Origin of the sequence: Lysinibacillus sp. JK80 (genome assembly GCF_027557635.1) — a bacterium.
Classification (GTDB): Bacteria; Bacillota; Bacilli; order Bacillales_A; family Planococcaceae; genus Lysinibacillus; species Lysinibacillus capsici.
In genome coordinates this window covers 2704720-2730122 of sequence record NZ_CP058997.1, presented here as the reverse complement: position 1 = coordinate 2730122, position 25403 = coordinate 2704720, and the positions used below count along the sequence as shown (strand labels likewise).

Annotated in this window: 24 protein-coding genes and 1 other RNA gene; 13 read left to right on the top strand and 12 right to left on the bottom strand. The window is 35.2% G+C overall.

The window, feature by feature from the left end; translation table 11 throughout:
* Positions 1-26: 26 nt before the first annotated feature.
* Together HXV90_RS13770 and ytxJ are read left to right on the top strand one after the other, a co-directional pair.
* Positions 27-440, top strand: a complete 414-nt coding sequence (locus tag HXV90_RS13770; RefSeq protein WP_054549048.1) for a VOC family protein — start codon at positions 27-29, stop codon at positions 438-440.
* A gap of 96 nt (positions 441-536) precedes the next feature.
* Positions 537-881 (top strand): bacillithiol system redox-active protein YtxJ, encoded by a 345-nt coding sequence (ytxJ, locus tag HXV90_RS13765; protein ID WP_066038413.1) that lies wholly within the window; start codon positions 537-539, stop codon positions 879-881.
* A 22-nt stretch (positions 882-903) separates the two neighbouring features.
* On the opposite strand, the gene HXV90_RS13760 is transcribed toward ytxJ, so the two are convergent.
* Both HXV90_RS13760 and ssrS read right to left on the bottom strand, forming a co-directional pair.
* On the bottom strand, positions 904-1368 hold the full coding sequence (locus HXV90_RS13760; protein ID WP_232735603.1) for a hypothetical protein: 465 nt from the start codon (positions 1366-1368) through the stop codon (positions 904-906).
* Positions 1369-1546: 178 nt separating this feature from the next.
* Positions 1547-1739: non-coding RNA, 6S RNA (gene ssrS, locus HXV90_RS13755), on the bottom strand.
* A gap of 247 nt (positions 1740-1986) precedes the next feature.
* Between ssrS and HXV90_RS13750 the strand changes: the two genes are divergently transcribed.
* Positions 1987-2325, top strand: a complete 339-nt coding sequence (locus HXV90_RS13750; protein WP_269897437.1) for a zinc ribbon domain-containing protein YjdM — start codon at positions 1987-1989, stop codon at positions 2323-2325.
* Between the two features lie 52 nt (positions 2326-2377).
* Here the strand turns inward: HXV90_RS13750 and HXV90_RS13745 are convergent, their stop codons facing one another.
* Entirely contained in the window at positions 2378-2890 is a 513-nt protein-coding gene (locus HXV90_RS13745) for a zf-HC2 domain-containing protein (RefSeq protein ID WP_048393231.1), read from the bottom strand.
* A 103-nt stretch (positions 2891-2993) separates the two neighbouring features.
* Positions 2994-3632, bottom strand: coding sequence for a YfbR-like 5'-deoxynucleotidase (locus HXV90_RS13740; RefSeq protein WP_081010946.1), 639 nt, complete (start codon positions 3630-3632; stop codon positions 2994-2996).
* A gap of 170 nt (positions 3633-3802) precedes the next feature.
* Between HXV90_RS13740 and HXV90_RS13735 the strand changes: the two genes are divergently transcribed.
* Positions 3803-4243, top strand: coding sequence for a hypothetical protein (locus HXV90_RS13735; protein ID WP_048393233.1), 441 nt, complete (start codon positions 3803-3805; stop codon positions 4241-4243).
* Between the two features lie 418 nt (positions 4244-4661).
* On the opposite strand, the gene HXV90_RS13730 is transcribed toward HXV90_RS13735, so the two are convergent.
* The 5 genes from HXV90_RS13730 to HXV90_RS13710 all read right to left on the bottom strand — a co-directional run bounded on the left by HXV90_RS13730 (position 4662) and on the right by HXV90_RS13710 (position 12012).
* On the bottom strand, positions 4662-6503 hold the full coding sequence (locus tag HXV90_RS13730) for an FtsX-like permease family protein (RefSeq protein ID WP_269897436.1): 1842 nt from the start codon (positions 6501-6503) through the stop codon (positions 4662-4664).
* Complete coding sequence (locus HXV90_RS13725) at positions 6493-7254, bottom strand: ABC transporter ATP-binding protein (RefSeq protein WP_054549053.1); 762 nt, start codon at positions 7252-7254, stop codon at positions 6493-6495. Before HXV90_RS13725 ends, HXV90_RS13730 begins: the two co-directional genes overlap by 11 nt.
* A 103-nt stretch (positions 7255-7357) precedes the next feature.
* Positions 7358-8344 carry a sensor histidine kinase gene (locus HXV90_RS13720; protein ID WP_054549054.1) on the bottom strand — a complete coding sequence of 329 codons (987 nt, stop codon included), beginning with the start codon at positions 8342-8344 and terminating at the stop codon, positions 7358-7360.
* Positions 8341-9030, bottom strand: a complete 690-nt coding sequence (locus HXV90_RS13715; RefSeq protein ID WP_066038418.1) for a response regulator transcription factor — start codon at positions 9028-9030, stop codon at positions 8341-8343. The genes HXV90_RS13720 and HXV90_RS13715 overlap by 4 nt, the downstream gene beginning before the upstream one ends.
* Positions 9031-9150: 120 nt before the next feature.
* Positions 9151-12012, bottom strand: a complete 2862-nt coding sequence (locus tag HXV90_RS13710) for a hybrid sensor histidine kinase/response regulator (RefSeq protein ID WP_269897435.1) — start codon at positions 12010-12012, stop codon at positions 9151-9153.
* A gap of 456 nt (positions 12013-12468) precedes the next feature.
* Between HXV90_RS13710 and HXV90_RS13705 the strand changes: the two genes are divergently transcribed.
* Positions 12469-13485: a GGDEF domain-containing protein gene (locus HXV90_RS13705; protein ID WP_269897434.1), complete on the top strand. Its 1017-nt coding sequence runs from the start codon at positions 12469-12471 to the stop codon at positions 13483-13485.
* Positions 13486-13537: 52 nt separating this feature from the next.
* On the opposite strand, the gene HXV90_RS13700 is transcribed toward HXV90_RS13705, so the two are convergent.
* Together HXV90_RS13700 and HXV90_RS13695 are read right to left on the bottom strand one after the other, a co-directional pair.
* The gene (locus HXV90_RS13700) at positions 13538-14698 is read right to left on the bottom strand and encodes a response regulator (RefSeq protein ID WP_115674292.1); all 1161 of its coding nucleotides are present in this window, start codon (positions 14696-14698) and stop codon (positions 13538-13540) included.
* 36 nt (positions 14699-14734) lie between these two features.
* Entirely contained in the window at positions 14735-14920 is a 186-nt protein-coding gene (locus HXV90_RS13695) for a putative motility protein (RefSeq protein ID WP_004229797.1), read from the bottom strand.
* A gap of 297 nt (positions 14921-15217) precedes the next feature.
* Between HXV90_RS13695 and HXV90_RS13690 the strand changes: the two genes are divergently transcribed.
* The 8 genes from HXV90_RS13690 to nhaC all read left to right on the top strand — a co-directional run bounded on the left by HXV90_RS13690 (position 15218) and on the right by nhaC (position 24086).
* The gene (locus tag HXV90_RS13690) at positions 15218-15982 is read left to right on the top strand and encodes a 3D domain-containing protein (protein WP_004229795.1); all 765 of its coding nucleotides are present in this window, start codon (positions 15218-15220) and stop codon (positions 15980-15982) included.
* A 160-nt stretch (positions 15983-16142) separates the two neighbouring features.
* A complete protein-coding gene (locus HXV90_RS13685; RefSeq protein ID WP_269897433.1) occupies positions 16143-16694 on the top strand; it encodes a superoxide dismutase family protein in 552 nt (183 codons plus the stop codon).
* Between the two features lie 289 nt (positions 16695-16983).
* Positions 16984-17988, top strand: coding sequence for a TAXI family TRAP transporter solute-binding subunit (locus tag HXV90_RS13680; RefSeq protein WP_269897432.1), 1005 nt, complete (start codon positions 16984-16986; stop codon positions 17986-17988).
* Between the two features lie 128 nt (positions 17989-18116).
* The gene (locus HXV90_RS13675) at positions 18117-18635 is read left to right on the top strand and encodes a DUF1850 domain-containing protein (RefSeq protein WP_269897431.1); all 519 of its coding nucleotides are present in this window, start codon (positions 18117-18119) and stop codon (positions 18633-18635) included.
* Entirely contained in the window at positions 18632-20674 is a 2043-nt protein-coding gene (locus HXV90_RS13670; protein WP_269897430.1) for a TRAP transporter permease, read from the top strand. Before HXV90_RS13675 ends, HXV90_RS13670 begins: the two co-directional genes overlap by 4 nt.
* A gap of 227 nt (positions 20675-20901) precedes the next feature.
* Entirely contained in the window at positions 20902-21045 is a 144-nt protein-coding gene (locus tag HXV90_RS13665) for a hypothetical protein (protein WP_269897429.1), read from the top strand.
* Positions 21046-21249: 204 nt separating this feature from the next.
* Entirely contained in the window at positions 21250-22359 is a 1110-nt protein-coding gene (locus HXV90_RS13660) for an amidohydrolase (RefSeq protein ID WP_054549062.1), read from the top strand.
* A 278-nt stretch (positions 22360-22637) separates the two neighbouring features.
* A complete protein-coding gene (gene nhaC, locus HXV90_RS13655) occupies positions 22638-24086 on the top strand; it encodes a Na+/H+ antiporter NhaC (protein ID WP_112118021.1) in 1449 nt (482 codons plus the stop codon).
* Between the two features lie 56 nt (positions 24087-24142).
* Here nhaC and HXV90_RS13650 read toward each other — a convergent pair whose 3' ends face one another.
* Positions 24143-25384: a helix-turn-helix domain-containing protein gene (locus HXV90_RS13650; protein WP_048393260.1), complete on the bottom strand. Its 1242-nt coding sequence runs from the start codon at positions 25382-25384 to the stop codon at positions 24143-24145.
* Positions 25385-25403: the final 19 nt, after the last annotated feature.

Below are 25403 nucleotides of genomic sequence, written 5' to 3'. Positions count from 1 at the left end.
ATAGTCTAAAAGGGGATTTCATAACAATGGAACAGCAATGGACAAATGAATTAGCAGTCGCACAGGTGCGTGTGGCAAGACCAACCGATCAGCTAAAGGAAGTAGAACGATTTTACTGTGAAGGTGTCGGATTAAAGAAAATTGGTTCGTTTACAGAACATCGTGGCTATAATGGTTTAATGATTGGTCTTCCAGATGCAGGTTATCACTTAGAATTTACTGAGCATAGTGACGGTAGCCCTTGTCCAGCACCAAGTAAGGACAATCTTCTCGTACTTTATATCCCAAACAGAGATACCATTCGTCATATTGCCGAACGTCTTGCGCTCATGGGATATCCCGAAGTTGAGCCTGAAAATCCATATTGGGCTGAGAAAGGGGTAACCATTGAAGACCCTGATGGCTGGCGTCTAGTATTCATGAATACGGAAGGCATTTAAATAGAAAATTTTAAGCACGAGCACGTATGTAGTCTCGTGTTTTTTTGTAACCTAAAATACCCCTTGTAGTATATAATCTGTTTAGGGGGTTACTAAATGCAACGAATAACGACATTAAACAAATGGTGCGAGGTTTTAGAGCAATCGAAGTTCAAACCTTGTCTTGTGTTAAAAATTAGCATGACATGTATAAGTAGTATTTCAGCATTAAAGGAATATAAAGAATTACAAACGGAATTGCCTAAATATCTTGTCATTGTACAAATGGATCGGGTAATTTCAAATGCTATTGCCTGTGATCTTCAAGTGAAGCACGAATCTCCTCAACTAATAATCCTGCAGGGTGGGAAAGGAATTTGGCAAGCAACTCACTACAAAATAAAGCACTCTCTTTTGGAAAACGCTATAGAACAATATGTAAAAAAAGATACTCCACAATAGGTTGTGGGGTATCTTTATGTGATTAATCTTCTAAAGCCTCATCTTCATGATAATTTGTAGCGCTAGACTCGATATCGACCTGTAGATAATTGGCCCAGTCTATTTTGTGAAAATCCTCTTCACTAAAATAAATATTCAAAACCTCGGTCATTGTTTTGTCCCCATCAGGTTCAGTGAGAGGAGCATACCAAGTAATAGCAGGTGTCTTCACATTTTTTAATTTGGACAAATCAGCGAAAATTTTAGTAGAATCCTTTAGCATCTGGCTTTTCGATCCTTCTGTTACATCTGTATCTTGAATGGAAATTGTGACAACACCGTCTTTCGATTCATCAACAGAGAATTCGTTTTTCACAATCGCGCCTACAATATCTTCAACATTCGTATTTTGATCGACTGCCACTTCCTTTGGTTCAGCGCTCTTTCCACAAGCTACTAACAGTAGTGAAGTAAAAACCAATAGATAAATTATTTTCTTCAATGTCATAACCTCCCTTGTTACTCCATCTATGCGCAAAATGGGAGGGAATTATACAAAATACAAGAAGGTTGTCCTTACTTTTTATGAATGGTTAGGAAGTGATTGAATAAGGAGAAGAGGAGAATAGGTTGAATATAAAAAAGCACCTTAACCTAAATAGCTAAGGTGCTGTATCAATCATGTATAAAAAGCCGCGTATGCCGTAGTTATTATAGAAAGTTTTAAACCACCACTCCTCAAAGTGGGTGTTCGCAGAAGTTTTCCTGCTTATCCTCATGCACCGTAGTGTGAGGCCCGTCATTCCAACTCCAATAATAAAACTCCCTTTTACAGCTTAAAGGTTAAAACTTAATATTATACGAACAATGCAGCCTTTATGGATATAATAAAGCATGATTGATAAACATGCAAGTAAGATGATAATGGCAAATTAGTCAATGGGCAAGTGTTCCAAATAGCGTTATAAACATCTTGTACTACCTTCAAAAAGGTGCTGATGTTTCATATTTTTTTCACAAATGCGAACGGAAAATACGAACAACCTTTGCTAAATAAGGTCGACTATGTAAAGATAGGAGCATAAAGAGGATTTTCCTAGTAAAAATATAAAAGGAGGAAGCAAAAATGGCAGCTTATCCAAATTGTCCAAAATGTCATTCAGAATATACATATGAGGATGGAGCAAATTATGTATGTCCAGAATGTGCGCATGAATGGAGTATGGACGCAATTGAACAGGAATCAGATGCACTTATTGTAAAAGATGCAAATGGTAATCTGTTAGCTGACGGCGATTCAGTTACTGTTATTAAGGATTTAAAGGTGAAGGGCAGTTCTTCCACTTTAAAAATTGGGACAAAGGTAAAAAGTATTCGTCTAGTGGAAGGCGATCATAATATCGACTGTAAAATTGATGGCTTTGGTGCCATGAAATTAAAATCAGAATTTGTGAAAAAGGCCTAACAAACAAAATGCACCTCAACTTTGGTAAAAAAGTTCAAAGGTGCTTTTTTGTTTATTGAAAAACCCTACGTAATAGAATGGCAAAAGCTGCGCCAATTAAAGCGAAAATGGTATGTAAAAGTGCGATGTAGCCAGCTCCAATCACAAGCGCCCCTATTTCAGTTAAAGAAAAGATTGTAATATAGAGCTCGTTATTAAGATTATTAATGATAGCCCAAACGAATACAGGCAAAGAGCTTATGATAAAAACAATCCAGATATTTTTATAGAAAAGGTAAGAAAGACAGCCGAAAAGAGCATATGAGATGACGAAGCCCTTTTGATTGCCAAGTAAGGACGAGTTAATGGCAAACATAAAGGATAATACAATAAATATGATATGAAAAAAGGATACTGTTCTTTTCATGGGTAAGTATGCGTTCTGAGTTGATGAATTGGCTACAAGCTGCTGACATTGCTGACAAGTTGTTAGATGCTGTTCGACAAATTCTATTGTTGATGCTTGAAGCAGTTGTTTTTTATAAAGAGGTATTAAATCTTCTATAATTGAGCATTCCTGTGACAATACTTTCCCTCCATTCAATCTCTCCTCATTATACGACTTTTTGCGGAAAATAAAAAAAGCCTTCCGTGAATTTTTCAATCGGAAAACTTGTACATGCACCCTATTAGTTTGATGTTAATACTTCATTTGTTAATGCTTGAATATCGATATGTGTTTTTTCCTTTACTGCATCCTTTAAAATTTCTGTGCGGAAATAGTGGACGGTCGCTTCAAGTGGAATCGCCAACAGTTTTGAAAGGGCTGATTGATACATATAGACAAATTCTTTGTCAGTATTACCACGCTTTAATTCTGCGAAAGCCTCATAAAACTGGTCGAGTTTATCCGCAAATTCAAGTAGCCGACCCTCTAAAGTCTGATCCTTTCCTTCTTTCATCCGTTCAAAGAAAATTGCCTGAAATTCTTGAGGGATTTCATTGATAATGAATTTTTCCATCATCTTTTCTTCCACATGTGCGAGCATTTGCTTTAACTCTGGGCTAGCATGTTTTACTGGTGTCTTAATGTCACCAATAAACACTTCTGCAAAGTCATGATTGATTGTCTTTTCATATAAAGATTTCCAATCAACTGTTGCACCGTGCATTTCTTCTAACGTTGCGAAAAACATCGCATATTGGGACACTTTCCATGAATGGGCTGCCACGTTGTGCTCTTCAAATTTGAAGCGACCTGGGCAACGAATAATACGCTCTAAATCATTAAGACTTGTGAAAAATTGGTGAATACCTATAAAAATCACTCCTTTTGTTCTATAAGTGCATGTTACTATAAACAATACCCTCTTTATACGGTTTTCAAACAATTTAACAATGATTCAGGCTGTGTTTACAAAGGATTCACAATTGCTGATAAAGTAAATTCAGCTGAATGCTATAATGAAGGGGACTGATGAAAAGGGGAGTACACAGTATGTTTTCCATTTATACACTTCTTCTTTATATACATATTTTAAGTGCTATTCTTTCGATTGGGCCTTTGTTCGTTGTGCTAACCATTGTAAAAAAAATGCGCATAGCTTCCATGGATGACATGCCACCATATATAGAAGCCTTTAAGGGGGCCATTACGCTGGTCAAGCATTCAGGGCATGTACTAGTAGCCTCTGGTATTTTGTTAATGTGGCATGCGGGCTATCATTGGAATACCTCGTGGATTGTATTAACCTTCCTCGTGATGTTTGCATCGATCGTATTTCTAGCAAGGGCGTTTAAACCGACGTTGCGTACTTTTAACACACCAGCATTTAATCATCTACAATTTGTTTCACTGTTGCATCGTAAAACATGGATGTATATAGTATTATTGCTTATTATGCTATGGCTGATGGTAGCAAAGCCCGTTCTTTGGTAAAAAAGAAAATGTCATCTGCAGAAAAAGACCTTTTCACAAGGCGAGAGGTTGATTTCCGTTCCGCCAGCGTCCTTTCCAGGGGGCGTCCGATGAGCCGCTTCACTCACTTACGTTCGCTTCAAGGTCTCATCTGCGACGCTAAATCCCCTAGGAGTGACGCTGGTTCCTCTCCAATCAACCATTCTACAGAAGTGTCTTTTCCTTAGCAGCAGTAGCGATCAAATCGTTCATTATTTGAATTATGGCTTTTATTTTCAATGAGGAGAAGAGATGAGTGACGACACTCCTCACTAAAATGAGTAGTTAACACCTTCACTTTATTTGAAAAACTTTGTTATAAGCCTTTCATAAAGATTCTATTAATTGGTTTGTTTTTCAACACTATGAAAAAATCGCACCCCTTAAGGAGTGCGATTTTTTAGCTTACTAAGCGTTTAAAATAACTTTTTCGAATTAATACATAGCTAATGAGGAAAAGCACAAAGAAACAACAAGAGCTAGCTATGGAAACTTGTAAAAATGCTGTAGAAACCATTGTTTGTATAGCAAAAAGTGTAATTAGCAAGAGTGTAATAGCTATGGTGAATGGTACAAAAATAAGAATCGCCAATTCTTTAGTGATAATGGTAGCTAATTCATTTCTAGAAAGTCCTAACTTACGTATACCAATATACTTTTCCTTCTCTTGTTGTAATGTTGTTTGTAAATAGAAGTACAATATACTCATGGCTGCACTTAAGAAAATTAGACTTAACATGGAGCCGATAAAGAACATGACGCTTTTAACAAACATCTCTGTGTTATATAAATCAATTTTGGATGTTACATAACGTTTTCCAGGTAAAGAGGGTAAGTCACTGGTAATAATTTTTGCCAAATCTGTGTGGGCTGTCCAATCTTCCAGTTCATAGATATACGTTTTATAAATAGGGTAGTCAATGGTTTTGTAAATGTCATCAGGTACAATGAAATAACTTTGTTGGAAGCCGGTAGATAGCAGATTTTGCTCATGGGTGCTGGCTAGTTTGAAAGATTTTATATACAGATCGCTGGCATTGTTTGTTGTAGGCGCTACATCTCGACTGCCAGCGACGGCAATAAATTTATCTTTACTTAGTTTGTTGTCCTGATGCTGGATCAGGTTATAATCCGATAACGCCATATAGCCAATGCGTTGATCTTCGTTTGATTTAAATTCAATAAAATACCTGTGAGCTTGAACAGTTGATAAAGTATCTTCAAGATAATCAAGATCATCCTTTACCATGTTGTCATCAGCTTTTGGATCAGCAATATATTGAAAGCTATATGGATAATTTTCTTCACTAGTCTTTTTTACATTGTAATAAGAGCTAAATAAAATACTTGTACATAGAAAGACACCGCTTAATAGGATAGTAATTAGAAACAGCATATTTGCATGTGATTTCATTTTTGCATTTAAATTGGACGCCAAAAGCATATTTGTTTTTTGAAGATAGACAGGAGACTTTTCATATATTTTTAAAAACAAACGAAATCCTTGTGTAATAACTAAATAAATCGTACTAAGAGTGCTAATAAAAAATAACAGATAATAAAAGACACTTAAAGTGTCTACAATGGAATGCTCGATTTTTAGCAAGTAAGCTAAAGTGGCAGACATCAAAATACTTAGTATTAATAACCCATAATGAGGCTTAATAGATTTCTCGATAACTGTATCGCTTTTTAAAAGTTGGATAGACGCTTCTTTATTAATGAACCTCGTAACAACTGTCGATATTACAACAAATAAAATCAGAAATAATCCTATGGTTATGCTGATTGCTTGAAGAGGGATGTACATACCAAATGTTTCTGCCTTTAAAATGACTTTTGCACCCATTAAGAAAAGAGGTGTAATAACAAGGCCGAGAACGATAGCCGCCAGAATAGCTAAAATGCCAATCAACAGATTTTCACGGAAGACCAGCTTACGAATCTGCTTCATGGAAGCCCCAGTAATCATAAATATTCCTAAGGTCTTGGTCTTCTTACGTAAAAATGCTGTGATTGAATAGGTAATGTAAATAAAAGAGAATAAATAAACGAGCATACTAGCTAGCATTAAAGAAATTCCAAGTGTAGAGTTTGGATCTAGGCTTTTCAGATTTGGATGAAAGACGATAACAGAAAATAGAAAGAAAATAATAATAGAAAACATACTACTCAAGAAGTAAGAAACATACGTCCATTTGTCACGTAAAATATTTTGAATCACAATATGATTAAAGCTCATGCTGTCCACCACCTAGAAAAGCAAGCGTGTCCATAATTTCCTGATAAAAATGCTTACGGTTGTTGCCTCGATGTATTTCGTTATATAATTTCCCATCTTTAATAAAAATAATGCGATTGGCAAAGCTTGCTACATAAGGATCATGTGTCACCATGAGAATAGCCGTATCAAGCTCTTGATTAATTGAGGAAAATAAGTTCATGACATCATTGACAGCCTTTGAATCCAAGTTTCCAGTAGGCTCGTCTGCTAACAATAAACTTGGCCCATGTATAACGGCACGAGCGATAGCTACCCGTTGTTTTTGTCCACCTGAAATTTCATAAATACGTTTCGACAATAGTTCCTCGATACCAAGAAATTGAGCGACATCCTTTAAACGTTGAAGCATTTTTGAAGCAGGTATGCTATCTAATGTTAATGGCAATAAAATATTTTCTTTCACTGTTAATGTATGCACAAGATTAAAATCCTGAAATACAAAACCTAGTTCAGAGCGTCTAAATTTGGCGAGCTCCTCATCATTTAATGCGTAAGGATTATGATTGTTTATGAAGATATCGCCAGCGGTAGGACGATCAATAGTGGATACACTATTTAAAAATGTTGTTTTCCCACTACCTGAAGGTCCCATGACAGCTACAAATTCCTGTTGCTGTAGCTGAAAATCGATACCGTTTAACGCTTTATAGGTGATCTCACCGATGTATTCCTTGTGCAAATTGGTTACTTGTAGTATTGTGTTACCCAAATTAAAACAACTCCTTTATGCTCATTAGATAACTTTAGTATAGAAAAGGAGCGGCACATAACCTATTTCTCTTGATGACGTGAAGATGACAACTTTGTCATCTTCATTTTTTAAGACTATTTGAAAAATTAATGGAAAAAGTAGTGACATGCTCAGAAGATTGTAAAGTGAAGGGGTGCTCTAGTGTAGTTAAAATCTTTTTCACTAAATATAAGCCTATACCTGTTGCTTCACCACTCGTTCGCCCCTTCATACCTGTATAAAATAAATCAAAGACTCGTGCTATTTCACTAGTAGGGATCGTCTCACCAAGATTTTTTATGTGCAAAGCCGTGTTGTCATAATGGATATGAATGGTGCTTGCCATTTCACTATATTTAATGGCGTTATTTAATACTTGATAAAGTACAATTTTTAACCACTTTCGATCTGAATAAATGATTTGGTCTTCAGCGAACGTCAGCTTTGGAAAAACTTCTCTTATGATAAAGAAATCCTTCAAATCATTGATGACTTCTTGCACGAGTCCTTTTAAAATAATAGGTTCAATTTTTAAATCAGCTACTAAATGAGATGTGCGCTCATACGTTAATAACTGATTGAGGGTAAATGTCAATTTATTGCACTCTTTATTGATGGTATACCATTGCTGCAATTCGTCAGTGGTCTTGTTGGGTGTAGCTTGAACGATTAATTGAATAACAGATAAAGGTGTCTTCATTTGATGTGCAAAATGTGATAGAACTAGTTGCTTCTCATGTGCTTGTTCTTCCAATCTTTGCTGTTGGGTTAAAAATAAATACTGTATTTGCCTTAGTTTTTCACTATAGTATTGCTCAATAGCTGCACGTGGTTCAAATAAATGAAGATCATCCTGTGTGTTGATATTTTTTTGTAAATGATGATAAAACTTTCTTCTTCGATAATAACGACCAAGCAGCCACAGAATAAATAGAAAGCTGACAAGAAAAATAAAGTAGGCATAGTGTGAGGATAGGTCATCTAATACATGAATTATCCAAGGTAATAGGAGGAAGCTTATGCTATAGAGAATAATGATACTAAGATGATCTCGAAAGAATAGCTTCATTCACTTTCCTCCACTAATTGATATCCAAGACCACGGATCGTTTTAATCTCAAGTTTAGAGTGTACGGCTTCCAATTTTCTACGTAATCGACCAATATTCACAGACAAAGTATTTTCCTCAACAAAGGTTTCATCATCCCAAATAGCACTTAAAAGCTTTTGACGCGGTACTACATTAGGGTAAGCTTCGAATAATAACTTACTAAGCTGCATTTCTTTTAGCGTTAACAGGCTCTCTTTGGCTTTTGTTTGAAGACGAACTGTATCTGGATTTAATGTAGTATTGGCTATAGTTATGGTTGTTGTCTCGGTTAAAGCATATTCACCATAGGTACGCCGAAGTAGTCCATTTACTTTTGCCATGAGGACATCCAATGAAAAGGGCTTTGTGATAAAATCATCGGCACCATTTTCAATTCCATATACTTGATCAATATCATTTACTCTGGCAGAGACAATGATGATGGGACATGTTGAGAGTTGACGGATTTTCCGTGACCAAAAATAGCCATCGTAAGTCGGGAGATTGATATCCATAATTACCAGGTGTGGTTGTATAGTATTAAATTCTTCAATAATGTGTGGAAATTGTTGTACAGTAAAGCATTCAAACTGATACTTAGCTAAATGCTCGACAATCAGTGAAGCTATATTTGCATCGTCTTCTATTATGTATATTTTGTACATACCTATCGATCCTTCCTTTATTCTATATGTATACTGTACCCTCATTTCGAAAAATCTATATGTAATTGGAAACTTGAGAAAAGAGTCACTACAAAAATGGCGTTGTAATGACTCCGATTTTTAATCTTTAGGTATAAGGAAAGTAACATTTGTACCTTGGTTTATAGTACTTTGAATTTGTAATTGTTGGCCATAAATTCTTTTAAGTCGTAGATTTGTATTTCTTATTCCTATACCAGAGCTTGTCCCTTTGTAATCTTCTTGCAATTCCTCTAATAGAGTGGGGCTAATTCCCACACCATCATCTATTACGCTAATGGATACATAAGTTGTGAAATCTTTAATACGAATACAAACAGTACCGCCTTCTTCTTTCTTTAATATACCGTGTCGAATGGCATTTTCAACTAACGTTTGTAAAGAAATTGGAGGAATTTCAATTTGTATCGTTTCATCAATATCCCATTCAATCTGAATTAATTCTCCAAATCGCTGCTGTTTAATGTAAAGATACGAACGAACTAAATCGAGCTCATGCTGTAGTGGTACTACTCTTTGAAGATTTCTGACATCGAAGCTGGCATGTAAATATTCACCAAAGTGATGCATTAAATCGATCATTCTATCTGTATCAATAGTACTAAGTGAGGCAATGGTATTAAGTGTATTAAATAAGAAGTGTGGTTGGATTTGAGATTGCAGCCAAGCACTTTCTAAATGTAGACGTTGTTGAATACTATATTTTAAATCAATTAAAGCTCGACTTCTTACTTTTAGCTCTAATGCATTAATAGGTTTTGTTACATAATCATTAGCACCATAGGCAAAGCCTGTATAAACATCTTCAGGGTGCTTTCTTATCGTCAATAATAAGATAGGTAATTCCAGCAATGAGTATTGTTTTCGTATTTTTTGAATTACAGCATAGCCTGAAATATACGGAAGCATTGCATCAACAATTACTAAATCCCATGATTCTTGCTGAATCAGAGCTAGAGCTTTCTCACTGGTTGTAACAGTAGTAATTTCGTATTCAGAGATCGAAAATATACTTTTCATCGTTGCTAAATTCATAGGGTCATCATCAATTATTAAGATCCTGAAATGCTTATCTGACACCATGGATAACTCTTGTTCATTTGTGGATAGCTGAGTTTTAGCTTGTGCATTAAAGGTTGCGTATTCCTTATTTTGTCTACTTTCATCTGCAAGAGGTAATGTAAAATAAACATTCGATCCTTTGTTAGGAATAGATTGTATATTTAACGTACCTCCATGTAATTCAATCAGTTTTTTTGAAATAAGTAGGCCAATACCAATGCCTTCATCATATTCTTGGCCCTGTTCATAGGGCGAATACAAAAGACTTTGTACAAAATTGTCCATGCCTTGTCCAGTATCACGAATGTGGATAATAGCCATATGCTGTTCTTCACGAGCAATAATTTCTATAGAGCCTTCACCTGTATACTTTAGGGCATTATGCAAAATGTTAAATAGGATTTGAATAAGGCGATTTTCGTCGGCTAATACATTTGGGAAACTTGGAGGTACTAAAGATACCATATGTATTTGTTTACCATTTGCAATAAAGCGGAGGATATCGAAAACTCCATAAACAGCACCTTGAAGATTTACACTTTGTGTATGGAGATGTAAATCTCCTTCTTTTAAACGAGTAAAATCAAGTATGTTGTTTAACGTAAAGGACATACTTCTACCTATATCGATAAGGTGTTTAAGATTTTTTTCATCTTCAGTAACAAGTTTGTTCTGTGGGTTGTCATAAATGGATTGACCTAGGGTAATCATCCTATTCATTGGACTCCAAAGTTTTTCTGCATTACTTGTAAGGAATTCATCTTTTAAAGCATCCTCGTGTTGTAGTTTAGTCACTAAGTTTTGAATTTGCTGAGAGTTCTCATGAAAACGTTTGAACCAATAGCTAGAAAAACCAAGCATGATAAATAAATAATCGAATGGATAAACGGGAATATCGAATACGTAAACAGATTTAATGAAACCCCATATAATACCATTTGTGGTGCCGATAGCTGTTAGTGCAATAAAAGCAGAGCTCCTTTTTTGGTTTTCTAAATACTCTCTAAGAGCCAGTACCACTACGTAAAGAAAGGATACTAGATAAAGTACGAAGAAAATATTCTTCGTAGGTATCAGCCATGTCATTGGTAAAACAATCGTGAGTATTGCACTTAAAACATAACAAGCAAAAATCCATTGAAATGTTTTAGTGTTGTGATATTTGACTAAGAGGACTCTCATAAACTGAACAAAGAAAAAGGAGGCTCCTAGAAAAATAATAGAAGAAAGCTTATATGACCATACATAATTCAGATGCAACCAATCCAGTAGTGAGCGATCAAACGTAATTAATTCATCTGCTAAAGGCAAAAGAAAGCCAAATGTGAAAAGTAAAACGATAGATTTTCGATAGATGAACAAATATACAAGTATGCTAAAAAGAGAGAATATGATTAGCATAACTACAATAGTTGAAAGAGATAGCCCTACAATTAATTGATGATGCGTCATCGCTGACGCAGTGCCAAATAAAATCCTTTTATTAATAATAGGACTTGTAGGTGTATCAAAATTAGATACATGAAGTATGAGATTAATTTCAGATTGTGTATTAGTAAAATAAACAGTATAAGGTGCAGCTTGACCTTCATGGTCTTCTGCATTATCTGCTACTTTGCCTGATTTTCCTACTATCTTTCCATTTATATATAAGGTTGATGCAGTTGAGATAGCAGGTATACGAATGGCATATCGATCATTATCTAAATTGTTTGGTAGCAGAATTTTTAACTGATAAGTGCCATAGGGTTGAGTCGTTCGCTCATCTTTTGGCGCAGGAATATTTTGGGTATTATACGTATTGCTATGACTCTCTTTGTTACCCCCCTTATTTTCAGAATTCACAAATTGTCCAGGATAATAGATCCATCCTCCATCCAAGGAAATAACTTCTTCTTCCGATGTAGTCAAATTGTTTATGTGGACCACACCATCTTTGGCACTAGGTTGATGTGTAGAGGGGAGGAAATAGTTTAACCATAATAACCTTAGAAAAGTAAGGACTATAAAAATGGCAATTATAATAAGTAGATGTTGGGTAGAAGCTTTTCTCAACACAGCAATTTTTCCCTCCTAATAATCTCTATCTACCATGCCACGAAATTGGAAAAAAGAAAATATAATGGATAATAAAAGAATGCTTTAAGCCTATATAAATAGAACAATTTGGAGTTAGTAGTACTATCGATTTTTTCCTTTTAAATTGAAGGAGGAAAAAATCATTAGTGTTTAAGTTTTCTTTAAGAGGTTTGACGTATGATGATTGAATAAGTATATCAAAATTTAAACATAGATAAGATTAACGAAAAAACATCTCAATGGGAGAAATGATCTATTGTGGGTAAATTCAAGTTAAAGTTATCGTTTCTTATTATTAGTATGACAACTATTGTTGTCCTCATGACATCTAGTATTAGTATTTGGAGTAGCTATCGTAATTTCAATGAAATTTTGAAGGAACATAAAACAAATATACAAGAAACTTATGTAATGGAAGTCTCGACAATTACGGAAAGCTATTTACAAGATGCTAAGATAGATGACCATTCATTAAAGCTGTATACGCAACAAATGGTTGATACTTTACTTGATGAAAGAATAGTGTCCTTCAATTTGTTTTTTAAAAAAGTCCTAGGCCCAATCATAATAGTTATAGCGACTATAATGGGATTTGCTATTTGGTTTGCTATTAAAATTACACAGCCTCTCATAGAGCTATCGAAAAGAATTGAAGTAGATGAAGGAGCACAAGGGATTGAGGAAATTGCTGATTGGTATGATGAGGTAAATTTATTGAAAAAGAATATTCAAAATATGATGATCTGTTCGGAAAGTAAAATCAATGACTTAACAGAGCAGTTGAACTTAGATTCATTAACAGGGATTCTTAATCGCAGAAGAATGGATCAAATTTTACACAAATTAATTATTGATAAGGTTCCTCATGCCATTATCTTAATAGATCTAGATGATTTTAAAAGTATAAATGATACATATGGTCATACTGTAGGAGATGAAGTTTTAAAAGCCTTTGCGATTACTATGCAGAGCAGTGTCGGGGAGCAGGGGTTATGCTTTAGATTTGGCGGCGAAGAATTTATGGTCATCTTACCTTCGATGAATATAGAGGATGCAGTCCAATTAGCGGAAAGTCTCCGAATCAAACAAGCTTTACAAGAAACTGTGTGTGGAAGACCTGTGACAATGTCTGCTGGAATTACGGCTTTTACACCAAATGTCCAAAGTCCCAATCAACTGATAGAAATTGCAGATCATGCTTTGTATAAGGCTAAAAAATCTGGAAGAAACTGTTTATGTGTTGTAAGTAATATGAGACAAATGATTGTTAAATAATTAAACTATATAAGCATGCTAGCACTGGACGCTAGCATGTTTTTTCATGTCCTTAGGGGTAAACGCTTGTTTCATGCTCTTTTTCATGTTCATGTAAGACGTTTTGAAAAAGTTCTGTGGTTTCCTGAGATGGTGACACATTTAATTCTGTTAATAGAAGGCTATTAAAAGAATGGTATATTTTTATAGCTTCTGCGCGATTTCCAATTTCAGTATAATATTGGATTAATTGTTGCACGATTTTGTCGGAATACGGATTAAACTCTAAAGCAAATAACAATGAACGCTCTCTGTTTTTAAGGTTCTGATTTTTAGAGTAATAAAGTATCAATTCATCAAGTAGTTGACTAAATTGTTTATTCATCAAATTTGCTTTACTAGTAGTCCATGCATAGTCCATTGTTGCCATAAATTCACCATGGTAATTTTGGATGAGTTCCTCAGCTTTTTCAATATTTAATCGTCCTGTTTCAGCTTTGGTATTTAAGATATCCTCCAAATCAAAGGCATCACATTGAAAATCGTTTAGTTTCAAAATATAGCAGCCATTTGCATATTCAATGACATCCGTGTAGCCATAAGATGAAAGTGTTGTACGTAAGTAGGAGACAGTAGTATGCAATTGTACTCTGGCTTTTTTTACATCCGTATCACTCCAAAGTGAATCTAAAATGTTATCACGAGGTACGGGCATATGAAGCTGTAAAAATAGAAAGGCAAACAATTCTTTGCTTTTAATTGTTCTCCAATGAATTACTTTTTCATCAAAAGAAACGACAAACTCTCCAAAGCACCTGATTTGAAGCATAGGCTTTTGATGCGTTCGAGTTTTCTCCGATGATAGATTTTTTTGGAATAGCTTTTGTATTCTGTTAATGGTTATCTCTAAACGAGATTTTGAAACTGGCTTTAATAAATAATCAAGTGATTGTACATCAAATGCCTGAACAGCATAGTCTCGATAGGCAGTTACAAAAATGATACAGATATTTTTATCCCATGTTTTTAACAGTTGTGCTACTTCTAATCCGCTCATACCTGGCATTTCAACGTCTAAAAATGCTACCTGAAAGTCTAAGGTAGGTCCTTCTTTCAATACATCCTTTGCAGTAGTAAAAGTTCGAATGACCTCTATGTTATCAAATTCATTTAAATGTTTTTTCATACTAACCAGAGCTAATGGCTCATCGTCCACGATAATTACCCGAATCACATAAGGAACCTCCTTTCGATAAATATGGCTGTATGATCAGATTGAGATATCTATTATGGATCCTTTATATGGGTGAGTAGGAGCTGTTTGTTGCTGAGGTAGTTCTTTCAGTAATTCAATTGCAGTAGTTGTGTTTAAATTAAGAGCATTTTGCATGACACTCATCTGTACTGTTTGTTGGAGTTCCATCAGCTGGGATGACATAAGTGAATTAACTTCCATTTTTATTCCCTCCTTTTCTTTTTTTTATCGGCTAAATATAGCAAATATCTAATATAAAAAAGTCCTAAACAGACCTACTAAATTATAGTTTATACGCAATAAATTGATTAAATTACTAAAAAATTAATTGAAATTGTATATTTTTCCGTTTTTATAGTAATAATTCCTAATATCAGGCAGCTAGTCCTGAGTTATTAATTTGCAAACTTATGGTTGCTTACATAATAGAGCTTTTAACTCTAGTGTGCTAGCAACAGATTTGCAACAAATAATAAAATGATGGAGGTATTACTAAACATGAAGAAAAGAGCATTAGCTTTAGCGGTAGTATTGACATTTGGTGTGAGTCTCTATGCTAGTCCTTCCTTTGCTAAGGACAAATCGCCAGGCAATATACTATGGGCACTCCCGCAAATTTATAATTTAACAGTAGGTGAGTTCCAGCAATTAAATGAAAAGGATTCATTATGGTTTTACCCAGAGCAAGACTTAGTAAAAGACACGTCAAAAGCAGAAGAACCGTTGGGGGATGAATATGTCATCAAGGGTGGAGATACTTTATTTTCAATAGCTCGTATTAATAATGTAACAGTAGACGATTTGAAAAAATGGAATCACCTTGCGTCAGATTTGATTTTAGCTGGTGAATCGCTAGCTATTAAAGCTTCAGCTGCAAAACCAAAACCAAAAACTTCCGAGGGGATTGCAACAGCTACTAAGCCTGCTGCACCAGCCAAAACAAAACCAGCAAGTGCTCCAGCAACTGTTTCTGGTAAAACATTAACAATGCGTGCTACTGCCTATACAGCCTATTGTGAAGGCTGTTCAGGAATTACAGCAAATGGAACAGATATAAGGTCTAATCCTAATTTAAAGGTAATCGCTGTAGATCCACGGGTTATTCCACTCGGTACGAAGGTTTGGGTGGAAGGTTATGGCGAAGCAATTGCTGCTGATACAGGGGGAGCTATTAAAGGAAATAAAATCGATGTATTTATTCCTACTGAAGGACAAGCACTTCAGTGGGGTGTTAAAACAGTAACGGTAAAAATCTTAAATTAATTATGGAAGGGGTTTCCCGAACTTTGGGAAATCCCTTTTATCTTGGTTGAATTTCCATTCAAGCTCCAATGAAATAAGAGCCATTATAGAAGCATAATTGATTAGTTGTGCATAAGTACTGAAGAAATTGGAAATCATCAGAAAGAGAGGAGGTATTTTTATGAAAAAAATAAGCTTAATGGGCCTTTCTTTACTACTTTTTGTTGCGGGTTGCAGTTTTTTTGATAAGAAAGAGGAAAAAGTAGCTGTCAATGCTTCTTCCCCTTTAACAGCTACTGCAAAAGTGATTGGTGCTAATAATGAAAGCTATGGTAATGCATATCTTCAAGAGGAAGATAATGGCGTTATGATGACGCTCGCGTTAACAGGCTTACCACCAGGCACGCATGGTATCCATATTCATGAAGTAGGCAAGTGTGAACCACCTAAATTTGAATCAGCAGGTGCCCATTTTAATCCAACAAACAAGGAACATGGTAAATTAAATCCTAATGGCTATCATCTGGGGGACTTACCGAATTTGGAGATTGGTGAAGATGGCAATGTGGATCTTAACTTTTTAGCTGAGGGGTTAACTTTACAAAAAGATCAACCTAATTCGTTATTAGATAGTGATGGAAGTGCTATTGTCATTCATGAATCAGCGGATGATTATAAAACAGATCCTGCTGGTAATTCTGGAGCAAGAATAGCTTGTGGAGCCATTCAATAGTATAGAATGTATGACTGTATCTGTTTGTTTTCAGATGCAGTTTTTTATATTCTATTCATTATTTATACAGTTAGAATAGTTATTTTATTTTATTAAAAAAGAAAATATGGGTTTATTTTAGATATAAAGGGGGTAATTAAATAAAGCTATAGCTCTGTAAATTAATGGGTGGTAAGTAGTTTTGTATAATTATAAAAGTCTGAATTTACTATAAACATATTGACATTATTATACTAAGTTTGTTAATTTTAAATAGATTCTTAAAAATAACCAAAGGGGGAAGGTTACTATGAAGAAGAAACAATTTAATCTAATAATGCTATTAAGTATCTTTGCGCTTATGATATTAGCTGCATGTGGAACAGGTAGCGGCAGTGGATCAAAGGAAACGAGTGGAGATGACTCTGCATCATCCGATAAACCAGCTTCGGATATTAAGTTTTTAAGCTTACTAACAGGTGGTACGCAAGGTACTTACTATGCACTTGGCGGAACTTTTGCTGATTTAATTACGACAGATACAGGTATTAAAACAACTGCAGAAGTATCTCAAGCATCGGCTGCCAATATGACGGCTTTACAAGAAGGAAAAGGTGAAATTGCATTTGTTCAAACAGATATTGCTTATTATGCTACTGAAGGTAAGATGATGTTTGATGGCAATAAAATTGATACAATTTCAGCTTTGGGTGCGCTTTATCCAGAAACAGTGCAACTTGTTACAACTGAAGCTTCAGGTATTAAAACATATGCAGATTTAAAAGGTAAAAAGGTATCAGTGGGTGCGCCAGGCTCTGGTACTTACGCAAATGCTGAACAATTACTTGAAATCAATGGTTTAACAATGGATGATATCAAGGCACAAAACCTTGATTTTGGTGAATCAACAGATGGTCTTCAATCAGGTCAAATAGATGCTGCATTTATTACAGCAGGTACGCCAACAGGTGCTGTTGAAGCATTAAATGCTACCACAAAAGTGAATATTATTGGCTTAGATGCGGGTAAAGCTGATGAAATCATTGCTAAATATCCTTACTATGCAAAAGACACAGTAAAAGCTGGTACTTATGGAATTGCAAACGATGTGGAGACTGTTTCAGTACTTGCAATGCTAGCGGTGAAAAAGGATCTTCCAGAGGATGTTGTCTACTCAATGACAAAAGCTATTTATGATAATACAAATAAAATTTCCCACGATAAAGGAAAATTTATTAAAGCTGAAACAGGGTTAGATGGCATTAGTATTGAGATTCATCCAGGTGCTCAAAAATACTTTGATGAACATAAATAATGTGAAATGCCGTTGAAATTTGCTTTCTAAAAAATACGAAGAGGCTCGATTGCATAAAGCTTCGAGTCTCTTTCTTACTGTAAGTTTTAGTATAGGCGAGTAGCTTTTAAAGTGGGGGAATAGATCAAATGCAACAGAGAAAATTCATCATCATATTATCTCTATTGAGTATCTGTCTATGTATTGTCATATTTCTTCCTCTTCAAAAGGTGTTCACCTTTACAGAAACACGTATAGCTCATCCGAAAGTGCACTACATACCTATTTCAACTGAGCATACATTTCAAATAAGATACACTCATTCCATCCATAAGTCAGATGTATTGGAATCCTATCAATATATAAAAGGAAATCGTATTGAAATGTTAGAAATGGAATATGAAGACTTAGCTATTGGCATGCCAGGCTATGCAGAGGAAAATCAAACACTAATTCAACGAAACGGTAAATATGTTCTCCAATTTAACAATAATGCCATACTTGATAATTTTACGATCTATATAGGTGATTTAGATTTGGATTTGGAATTCAATTATGCAGATGGAGAATATGATTTAAAAAAAGATTTACGTAGGGGGAAATCCTATTTATTTGAAATTAAGCGATTGTCGCTTTATGAACAGTGGAAAGGAGTAAGGATGAAATGACAACACAGGAAAAATCAAAGAAAAAAGAAAAAGTAGAAGAATTCGAGCAAATTTCTGCTGAAGAGCAACAAGCCATACTTGAAAAATATGATATAGAGTCTAATGTAAGAACAATTTCAGGTGTAATGAAGCATGTTATTTTCTTTGGCCTTTTAGCATTTTCACTATTTCAACTTTACACAGCCATTTTTGGGCAATTTCCTGCTCAAATTCAACGTACCATCCACTTAGGCTTTGGTTTAACATTGATTTTCTTGTTATTTCCAGCGCGGAAAAAGGCACCCAAGCATAAAATTGCCTGGTTCGATTATATTTTAGCATTACTAGCTATTGCAGTAGGCTCATATTGGTCTATGAACTATACAGAACTTGTGAATCGCAATGGCTCCATTACACAAGTAGACTTTATTGTTGGGCTAATAGCTGTTGTACTAGTACTTGAGGCTGCTCGACGTGCTGTAGGGTTGCCAATTACAATTATTGCAATCGCTTTCTTGATTTATGCTTACTATGGTCCATATTTCCCAGCATTTATGGCACATAGAGGTCAGGATTTAGAGAGTATCGTCAATCTTATGTACTTTACAACTGATGGGATATTCGGCACACCGATTAGTGTATCAGCCACATTTATTTTTGTATTTTTACTATTCGGGGCATTTCTTGTGAAAACAGGGGTTGGCCAGTATTTTAACGATCTAGCAGTTGCACTAGCTGGAAAATTAATTGGCGGTCCTGCGAAGGTAGCTGTATTCTCAAGTGCACTTCAAGGTACAATTTCTGGAAGCTCTGTAGCTAACGTAGTAACGTCAGGCTCTTATACAATTCCAATGATGAAAAAATTAGGCTATCGAAAAGAGTTTGCTGGTGCAGTGGAAGCAGCTGCATCGACAGGTGGTCAACTTATGCCACCGATTATGGGGGCTGCTGCCTTCCTAATGGTTGAATTTATTGGTCGAGGGATTACGTATTGGGATATAGCAAAAGCGGCAGCTATTCCTGCTCTTTTATATTTTACAGGTATTTGGATTATGACACATTTCGAAGCAAAAAGAGTTGGTCTAAAAGGTCTGCGAGACGATCAAATGCCAAATCGTCAAGAGGTATTTAAGAAGATTTACCTTCTCTTACCGATTGTGGCGATTATCATATTAATGCTAACGGGTACACCAGTTATGCATGCGGCATTATATGGAATTATTATATCAATTGGTGTGGCTATGTTTAATAAAGAAACGCGTCTTAAACCAAAAGATGTGATTGATGCATTGGTGGAAGGTGCTCGAACTGCATTAGGTGTCGTTGCAGCTACTGCTTGTGCTGGGATTATTGTGGGTGTCGTTGTAAAAACAGGACTAGGTTTAAGTTTAGCAAATAGCTTAGTAGCTTTAGCTGGTGGGAGTATTATTTTGACACTTATTTTTGTCATGATTGCATCGCTTATTCTGGGGATGGGTGCACCAACAACAGCAAACTATGTGATAACATCGACAATTGCTGCACCAGCAATTGTGGCTTTATTATCTCCAAATACACCACAAGAATTAGTGCCAGTAGTTGTATTACTATCTGCTCATTTCTTTGTGTTCTATTTCGGTATTATTGCTGATATTACACCACCTGTAGCACTGGCGGCGTTTGCGGCATCAGGTATTTCTGGTGGTGACCCTATCAAAACGGGTGTGAATTCAGCGAAACTTGCGATTGCGGCATTTATTATACCGTATATGATTGTTTTCTCTCCAGCATTATTAATGATTGATACAACCATTCCGCAAATTTTATGGGTAGTATTTACTGCTATCACGGGAATGGTGGCAATTGGTGCAGGGGTGATCGGCTACTGGTATCGTAAACTTTTCTGGTTTGAAAGAATTATTTTGATTGCGGCAGGACTATTACTAATCTATCCAGAAAAATTCTCGGATTGGGTAGGTTTAGGAATATTTATTGTGATGTTTGTAATTCAATTTCTATCCCATAAAAAAGGAAATCATCCCGATAATATGAATGGCAAAACGGGAGTTTCAGTCTCGTAAATTTTTGGTTTGCATAAAAATCTGCTCAATTAATAACTATTAATGAGCAGATTTTTTTTAAAAGATAAAATTCGTTTTAGAAATCATAAGAATCAGTGGCATTTTTAATCTAATTTTGTGATAGGTTTTATATTTATAATGCATAATGTATATAATTTATTGCAATTTACTAAAAATCTATTGTATAATCCTTTTATCAGAAAATTCAATTAATAAGGAGTGGTACAATGGGGAAGTTGTTAAATTCAAAGTTTGAAACGTATTTAGTGGATCAAGAATTCGATTTACGTGAAGAAGAAGAGAAAAATGAGGAGCAAATGGTGAATATTCAGTATGAAGAGTATCCAGAAGGATTTTTTACAAGTTTATGATGAAAATTTGATGGGCTATGTTGAAAGTATACTAACTTTTAGCATAGCCCATTGTATATTATACCTCTATTGATAAATGACTTTTCCAGTGCATATGAACGTAATATATGATTAAAATAAGTGTAATAGGTCTGAAGACATATGTACTTTTCTGAAAAAGATTCATGTATAATGGGAAACAAAAATGCGTATAGAGGTGTAGTTATGTCGAAAGCTTTAACAGTAGAAGAAACGATTTATCAATGGTTTGATCATTTTCATCAATATCCCGAAGTAAGTTGGAAAGAGTTTGAGACTACTAAAAAAATTGCTTCCATACTTGATGAATTGCATGTTAGTTATCGTTTATTAGGTGATATACCAGGATTAATAGCTGAAATTGGGACTGGTAATGAAATTGTTGCAGTACGTGCTGATATTGATGCCTTATGGCAGGAAGTTGATGGGAAGTGGCAAGCAAATCATTCGTGTGGACATGATGCGAATATCTCCATGGTTCTTGGTGCATTATTACTACTGAAAGATCGCACCTTACAACATCGTATTCGTTTCATCTTCCAACCTGCTGAAGAACTAGGAAATGGCGCATGTGCAACGTTTGATAGAGGCGCGGTTGATGGAGTATCACATTTATTTGGTGTTCATTTAAGACCAATAGAAGAATTACCACTTGGCAAAGTTTCGCCTGCGATTCATCATGGCGCTGCTTATTTTTTAGAGGGATCTATTCAAGGTATAGATGCACATGGTGCTAGACCACATCAAGGTAAAAATGCCATTGATGTTATTATGGCCGTGCAACAAATGCTACACAGCATTCATTTATCACCATTTGAACCACATTCTGCTAAGTTAACAAAAATCATTGCGGATGGTGGTAGTACAAATATTATTCCAGGTAATGCTAGTTTCTCCATGGATGTTCGCGCACAGCATAATCAACAACTTGAATTGTTGCGCAGTAAAATTGAATCTGGCCTGAAATCAATACAGCAACAATTTGAAATTGATATGAGTTGGAAGTGGATAGATTTCACACCAGGTGCTGAAGTTTCCCCAACTGCTGCGAACATGGCAAAGAATGCCATCATTGAGGCTTTGGGAGAAGGGCATTTAGCAGATGAAATAACTACACCAGGTAGTGATGATTTCCATTTCTATACAGTTAAAAAGCCAGAATTAAAAGCGGCAATGATTGGAATTGGTGCAAATTTAACACCAGGATTACACCACCCTAAAATGACATTTGATCGTAGTGCCTTAATTGATGCTGCGAAAGTACTTGCATGTGTATTAGAAAAAAAGCCTGAATAAAAAAATATTAAAAGCTATATGAAAAAATGTAACTTTTTTTTCATATAGCTTTTTTGCATGAACATTTTTAATGATGCATGGATATTCAAGGGTTTGCATTGTTTTTTATTGCTACTTGAAAGCGTTTTATTACGCTAAAATAAAGGGATTTGCTAGGGAAGCATAAATTTTTTGCGTTGACTTTTAATTTTTTGAATATTAAGCTAAAAAACGTAAAAAATTATTTGCGTCTTGAAAAAACCGAAAAGGGATTTGGTGCAAAAAAAGGGGATGGAAAAATGAAAAAGGATATTAATGCGGGCTGGGCACTACTAACTTTTGCAATTATGATTATTACTATGTTGATTACAGTAGTTGTTTTAGAGCAAAGTCCTCACGTACCTCTTCTTGTTGGCACAACTGTAGCAGCAATTGTTGCCAAAATGCATGGATATAAATGGGCAGAAATTGAAGAGATGATGTATAAAGGAATTCGTCTGGCATTACCTGCCATTGTTATTATTATTTTAGTAGGTTTGACAATTGGGGCATGGATTGGCGGCGGTGTCGTAGCAACGATGATTTTCTACGGTCTAAAGTTAATTTCTCCAGCGTGGTTCCTAGTGACAATCATGCTGTTATGTTCAATTGTGTCATTAGCTATTGGTAGTTCATGGTCTACAATGGCGACTATTGGTGTCGCAGGGATGGGTATTGGTTTAAGTATGGGTATTCCAGCGGCTATGATTGCTGGTGCTGTTATTTCGGGTTCATACTTTGGAGATAAGATGTCACCCCTATCAGATACAACGAATCTAGCGGCAGGATTAACAGGTACTAATTTATTTGATCATATAAAGCATATGCTTTATACAACAATTCCAGCGTTGATTATTTCACTTGTTGTTTTTGGATTTTTAGGTAGAAAATTTGCAGAAGTTTCAATGCAATCTGAAGAAATTTTAACAACTTTAAAAGTGATGGAAGAAAGCTTTGTTATTTCTCCTTTACTATTACTAGTTCCAGTTGGAGTTATTGTATTAGTAGCTAAGAAAGTGCCAGCAATTCCAGCTTTAATTATAGGGATTGTTTCAGGTTTCTTACTACAAATTTTTGTACAAGGTGGTTCAGCAGCAAGTGCAGTACATGCATTACAGGCTGGCTTTGAAATCTCTACAGGTAATCAAATGGTAGACGAGCTATTTAACCGCGGTGGTCTAGATTCGATGATGAATACGGTTTCAATGACGATTGTAGCGATGACATTTGGTGGTATTTTAGAGTATTCAGGAATGTTAAAGGCATTGATGAATGTAATTGTGAAGTTTGCTAAATCTACAGGAAGTCTTATTGCTTCAACGATTGCAGCTTGTGTAACAACCAACGCAACATGTTCTGAGCAATATATCTCAATTGTTGTTCCTTCACGTATGTTTGCAGGTGTCTATCAACAACGTGGTTTACATTCTAAAAACCTCTCTCGTGCATTAGAGGATGGGGGAACATTAACATCTGTTTTCTTCCCTTGGAATACTTGTGGTGTGTTTATTTTAGCTACCTTAGGTGTAAGTGCAATGGAATATGCACCATATGCAATTCTTAACTTTGCTGTACCAATTATTTCTATTATTTATGGATATATTGGATTTGCTATTGTTAAATTAACGCCAGAAGAAATAGCAGAAGCTGAGAAGCGTAAAAAGGCGATAGAAGCAGAAAATGCGGATAATATGGTAATGGCTGACTAAAATAAAAAATTCTCGTAGATCCACGTGTATCTACGAGAATTCCTTTATAGAGCAGTTTAGTAAGTTGCAAAATTCAATTGATAAATTTTACGAGGTCGTCCTTGTTGATGGGTCATTTCTTCACCAACAATATTTACATAGCCATTATCAACTAATTTTTTAATAATACGCTCTGTAGTACGTCGTGTTACTTGGAGGTATTCAGAAAGATTTTGAGATGTAAATTGAGCTGACTGTCGTTCGTTACTGAAATTGATTATTTTAGAAATATTTAATGGACTTAAACTTGTAAGCTTAGCCATTTGTAAAACATAAGGATCATCGGTTTTTAAAGAAATTTTACCTTCTGTATTAGGGAAAGGCCCTAATAAGTTTTTATGTTCATCAAGAATATAAATCTCAAAAGGTTTAGTAAATGTTAAAGCATGCTGAGCATTTTGTGTGGCCTCCAAAATGGAATAGCCATAGCCAAATGCTAGCTTAAAAGGTTGTTCAACTTGCTGTATGAGCTGCTCTAAGTTTTCCTTTTCGAGAGCATTTTGAAGATGTCCAGCAGTTGTGTATAGCTCAAAGGAATGCGTTGAAATTTGCTTAAAAGTTGAAAAGGTAGCTTTCGCAATTTGACTTAAAACAGTTGATTCAATGGAAGTATTTTTAGGGATTTCTAAGAGACCCACTACAGCCTTGAAAGCTTCTGACTTGGTTAATAGTGATTTTGATTTTGTTTCTTCAAGGCATTGAATAATAGATTTGGTAGCATCTAACATACGCATTGACGGTATTTGAAGTGCTTGTAATTCATCAAATACACTATGAATACTTGTAATGACAAAATCAATACTTTTTGAATTCCACAGGGCGATATGGCGTTTTAAAATATTCTCAGTTGGTTCAGTAATCGAAATATGCTGAACATGTGGCTTTTGACCATGAAATTCTATTTCTGCTAAAACATTATCAACGAATGCAGGATTCATTACATCAATGGATATCCTGTCGATAGCTACAGCATGTTTGGCTACTAATGATAACAATGTTGTAGAAATGGTTGTTTCATCTTGCTTAATATAATTCCAAGGTATTGGAACTTCTGAAAGTAATGATTGTGTGTGTAGATAAGGTAACGTTCCTCCAAATAATATTGCATCACACGGTTTTATTTGCTTCATTAAAGTAGGCGCTTCAGAGGGGTGGCTGTAAAGATAAAATTCTAATTGAATATCGGTTATGTTTTGTGCGATACTAATAATACGTTTCATAAATGCTTTTGAACATATAATCGCTATTTTGGTAGACATGGACATCACTCCTTTTCTA

What these genes read in the sequence shown, in the direction of transcription:
- HXV90_RS13730 (WP_269897436.1), bottom strand. Translation starts at nt 6,503, where the DNA reads ATGAGCTTTAATCATATTGTGATTCAAAATATTTTACGTGACAAATGG.
- HXV90_RS13685 (WP_269897433.1), top strand. Translation starts at nt 16,143, where the DNA reads ATGAAAAAAATAAGCTTAATGGGCCTTTCTTTACTACTTTTTGTTGCG.
- HXV90_RS13665 (WP_269897429.1), top strand. Translation starts at nt 20,902, where the DNA reads ATGGGGAAGTTGTTAAATTCAAAGTTTGAAACGTATTTAGTGGATCAA.
- nhaC (WP_112118021.1), top strand. Translation starts at nt 22,638, where the DNA reads ATGAAAAAGGATATTAATGCGGGCTGGGCACTACTAACTTTTGCAATT.
- ytxJ (WP_066038413.1), top strand. Translation starts at nt 537, where the DNA reads ATGCAACGAATAACGACATTAAACAAATGGTGCGAGGTTTTAGAGCAA.
- HXV90_RS13750 (WP_269897437.1), top strand. Translation starts at nt 1,987, where the DNA reads ATGGCAGCTTATCCAAATTGTCCAAAATGTCATTCAGAATATACATAT.
- HXV90_RS13715 (WP_066038418.1), bottom strand. Translation starts at nt 9,030, where the DNA reads ATGTACAAAATATACATAATAGAAGACGATGCAAATATAGCTTCACTG.
- HXV90_RS13675 (WP_269897431.1), top strand. Translation starts at nt 18,117, where the DNA reads ATGCAACAGAGAAAATTCATCATCATATTATCTCTATTGAGTATCTGT.
- HXV90_RS13760 (WP_232735603.1), bottom strand. Translation starts at nt 1,368, where the DNA reads ATGACATTGAAGAAAATAATTTATCTATTGGTTTTTACTTCACTACTG.
- HXV90_RS13690 (WP_004229795.1), top strand. Translation starts at nt 15,218, where the DNA reads ATGAAGAAAAGAGCATTAGCTTTAGCGGTAGTATTGACATTTGGTGTG.
- HXV90_RS13735 (WP_048393233.1), top strand. Translation starts at nt 3,803, where the DNA reads ATGTTTTCCATTTATACACTTCTTCTTTATATACATATTTTAAGTGCT.
- HXV90_RS13770 (WP_054549048.1), top strand. Translation starts at nt 27, where the DNA reads ATGGAACAGCAATGGACAAATGAATTAGCAGTCGCACAGGTGCGTGTG.
- HXV90_RS13670 (WP_269897430.1), top strand. Translation starts at nt 18,632, where the DNA reads ATGACAACACAGGAAAAATCAAAGAAAAAAGAAAAAGTAGAAGAATTC.
- HXV90_RS13680 (WP_269897432.1), top strand. Translation starts at nt 16,984, where the DNA reads ATGAAGAAGAAACAATTTAATCTAATAATGCTATTAAGTATCTTTGCG.
- HXV90_RS13660 (WP_054549062.1), top strand. Translation starts at nt 21,250, where the DNA reads ATGTCGAAAGCTTTAACAGTAGAAGAAACGATTTATCAATGGTTTGAT.
- HXV90_RS13650 (WP_048393260.1), bottom strand. Translation starts at nt 25,384, where the DNA reads ATGTCTACCAAAATAGCGATTATATGTTCAAAAGCATTTATGAAACGT.
- HXV90_RS13695 (WP_004229797.1), bottom strand. Translation starts at nt 14,920, where the DNA reads ATGGAAGTTAATTCACTTATGTCATCCCAGCTGATGGAACTCCAACAA.
- HXV90_RS13720 (WP_054549054.1), bottom strand. Translation starts at nt 8,344, where the DNA reads ATGAAGCTATTCTTTCGAGATCATCTTAGTATCATTATTCTCTATAGC.